The 2,439-nt window shown below is 69.5% G+C and carries 3 protein-coding genes; 2 read left to right on the top strand and 1 reads right to left on the bottom strand.

Annotation, left to right across the window (positions count from 1 at the left end; all coding sequences use genetic code 11):
- The coding region (locus AC1DOC_RS29395; protein ID WP_478131094.1) for a ketopantoate reductase family protein at positions 1 to 815 on the top strand (815 nt) is incomplete at its 5' end.
- 16 nt (positions 816 to 831) lie between these two features.
- Positions 832 to 1,509, top strand: a complete 678-nt coding sequence (locus AC1DOC_RS29390; RefSeq protein ID WP_418145381.1) for an Asp/Glu/hydantoin racemase — start codon at positions 832 to 834, stop codon at positions 1,507 to 1,509.
- 13 nt (positions 1,510 to 1,522) lie between these two features.
- Here AC1DOC_RS29390 and AC1DOC_RS29385 read toward each other — a convergent pair.
- Positions 1,523 to 2,439: NAD(P)/FAD-dependent oxidoreductase (locus tag AC1DOC_RS29385; RefSeq protein WP_478131093.1), on the bottom strand; the 917-nt coding region annotated here is incomplete at its 5' end.

Below are 2,439 nucleotides of genomic sequence, written 5' to 3'. Positions count from 1 at the left end.
CCGGTCTGGTGGTGCACAGCCCCTTCGGCAACCTGCAGCTGCCCTCGCCGCCCCACGTGCTGGCCGAAGACATCCGGGCGCCGTTCGACGTGGTCGTGGTCGGCAGCAAGGCCTACGACCTCGACGCGACCATGGCGTCGTTCGCGCCGGCCGTCGGCCCGGACACGGTCATTCTTCCGCTGCTGAACGGCATGAGCCACATCGACCGCCTGGCCGAGCGCTTCGGCAGCGAACGCGTGCTCGGCGGCCTGTGCATGATCTCCGCCACGCTGGACGACGAAGGCCGCGTGCTGCACCTGAACGACATGCACGGCCTTGCCTTCGGCGAGCGCGCGGGCGGGCGCTCGGCGCGGGTCGACGCCATTGCCGCGCAGTTCGCGGGCACGAAGTTCGACGCCACGCTGAGCGAGAACATCTCGCAGGACATGTGGGAGAAGTGGGTCTTCATCGCCTCGGCGGCCGGGCTCACGAGCCTGATGCGGGCCTCCATCGGCGACATCGCGAGCGCGGGTGGCCAGGACGTGGCGCTCGCGATCTTCGACGAATGCTGCGCCATCGCCGCGCACAACGGCTTCGCGCCGCGCCCGGCAGCCGTCGAGCGCGGCCGCGCCATCATGACGGCGCCGGGCTCCCCGATGACCGCCTCCATGTACAAGGACATCGTGCGCGGCGCGCCGGTCGAGGCCGACCACATCGTGGGCGACCTGCTGGGCCGCGCGCCGGCCGCATCTTCTTCCTGTGCGCCTTCGGTGCTGCGCACGGCCTACGTCCACCTGAAGGCCTACGAGGCACGGCGCGCCCGCGACGCGGCCTGACGGGGCTTTCCGCGCGATGAACGACGCCATCGCCTTCCTCCACACGGCGCAGGTCCATGTGCCGACCTTCGAGCGCCTGACCCGCGAGATCGCGCCCGAGCTGGAGGTGCGCCACCTGGTGATGGAGGAACTGCTGCACGAAGCCCGCGCCGTGGGCATCGACAACCCGAGGCTGGCCGCGCGCGTGCACGAGGCCATGCGCGAGGCCGCCTCCGAGGGCGCCGCCGTGGTGGCGTGCACCTGCTCGACCATCGGCGGCATCGCGGAAAAGACCCCGACGGGCGGCGCCTTCGCGGCCCAGCGCATCGACCGTGCGATGGCCGACCGCGCCGTGCGCGCCGGCCCGCGCGTGCTGATTGCGGCAGCGCTCGAAAGCACGCTGGAGCCGACCACCGCGCTGCTTCTTTCGGCCGCCGCGCAGGCCGGCGTCGGCGTCCGGCCGAGCGCGCTGCTGGTCGCCGAGGCCTGGCCGCACTTCGAGGCCGGCGACAGCGCCCGCTACATCGAGATGCTGGCCAGCGCGATCCGAACCGCCGCCATCGGCGCCGACGTGGTGGTGCTGGCGCAGGCCTCGATGGCCCCTGTCGCGGATGAACTGGCAGACCTCGGCATCGAAGTGCTCGGCAGCCCCGGCCCGGGCGTGGCGCATGCCGTGGCCACGCTGCGCGCCTCGCGCTCGGCGTGGGCGCCCTGAGGCGCTACTGCGGCTACTCCGACTTGAGGATCGTCTCGCCCTTCAGTGCGCCCATGTCTCGGATGTTGAAGCGGTGCCGCTTCCAGCCGGCCCAGGTGCGGCGCAGGTGGGTGATCGAGATGAAGTAGTAGAGAAACTTGAACATGCCGAGCGCGCGCCAGATCGGCGTGCCGCGGTAGATGTCGCCGGCCAGCAGCGACATCAGCCCCTCCTTCACGCGAAACGGATTGCCCGGGTGCATGAACATGTCGCGGATGGTCGGATTGGTCACGCGGTAGATGAACCACGAATACTCGCGCGGCCCCTTGCGCATCATGGCCTCGAAATTCTCGCGCACAGGCGCCAGTTCGGCTGGCCGGTCGAGCGCGGTGGCCACCAGCCCGGCGCCGTCGAAGGCGCTGTGCATCGCCAGGTACACGCCCGAAGAGAACATCGGGTCGATGAAGGTGAAGGCATCGCCCAGCATGAGGTAGCGGTCGCCCGTGGCGTGCGTGCTCGAATACGAGAAGTTGCCGGTGGCATGCACCGCATCGTCCACCAGCGTGGCGTGCTTCAGCCGGTCCACCAGCACCGGACACAGCGCGATGGTGTCGTAGAAGAAGTCCTTCAGCGGCTTGTCGCGCGTCTTCAGGTAGTACGGCCAGCAGACCGCGCCCACGCTGGTGGTTCCGTCGGCCAGCGGAATGAACCAGAACCAGCCGTGCGCAAACCAGCAGATGCTGATGTTGCCTTCCTTCTTGCCCTCCAGCCGCTCGGCGTTGGTGAAATGGCCGAACAGCGCCGTGCTGTTGTGGTCGGGGTTCTTTTCCTTGCAGCGGAATTTGTTGGCCAGCAGCGTGTCGCGGCCCGTGGCGTCGACCACGAAGCGCGCGCGCCAATTGCGCCTGGCGCCGTCGTCCATCTGGGCCTGAACCGTGGCGCCATTTGCAT

Source organism: Variovorax sp. 01T439_2, assembly GCF_056398445.1.
The sequence above is the reverse complement of the archived record's forward strand: the minus strand, read 5'-3'. Positions and strand labels throughout refer to the sequence as shown.